Annotated in this window: 1 pseudogene; it reads left to right on the top strand. The window is 45.8% G+C overall.

What is annotated here, in order from left to right:
- Positions 1–708 (top strand): annotated as a pseudogene (locus EPI11_RS19065) (hypothetical protein); the annotation flags it as partial.

The following is a 708-nucleotide window of genomic DNA, read 5'->3' on the forward strand; positions in this document are numbered from 1 at the left end:
GTAATAATTCAGCGGCAGACTATACTATCGAATTCTATTTTGACCAGGCAGCACTTGATGCAGGAACAGCACTTCCAAGGCTGTACACCAATGTAGTTCCAAACAGCCAGACCATTTTAGTGATGGTTACCAATAATGCTACAGGCTGTACTATTACCAAGCCTTTACAGTTACTTGTAGAAAAGGCAGCTATCGCCAATGCGGTTACCCGGGTCTTTGATGAGTGTGATAAAGAAGGAGCTAATGACGGGAAAATAACGTGGGACCTTACCCAGGTTCAGTCTGAGGTACTTGGAGGTCAGAGCCCTGTTGATTATGTGTTGAGCTACTATACCAGTGAGCAGGATGCCAATGATGGAGTAAATGCCATAGCAGTCCCTACCGCTTATGTAAACGATACCCCGGGCAAACAGACGATCTGGGTACGTGTAACCAATAGCACTACAGTAAGCGGATGTCCGGCCTTCACGAGTTTTGATCTGAATGTAGAGTTGTTACCGGAACCGAAGATACAGGGCGGAACGATCTGTGTTGATAAGATCACCAATGAAGTGTTACGCACCTATGAGATCATCACAGGGCTTGATGTGGCAGACCACAGCTTTATCTGGAAAAAAGGGGGTGTTGTTATATCGGGAGAAACAGGGTCATCATTAGTTGTGGATGAGCCGGGTACCTATAGTGTTATCGCTACAAGCACTACTACTA

The organism is Flavobacterium cerinum (assembly GCF_004028155.1).
GTDB lineage: Bacteria > Bacteroidota > Bacteroidia > Flavobacteriales > Flavobacteriaceae > Flavobacterium > Flavobacterium cerinum.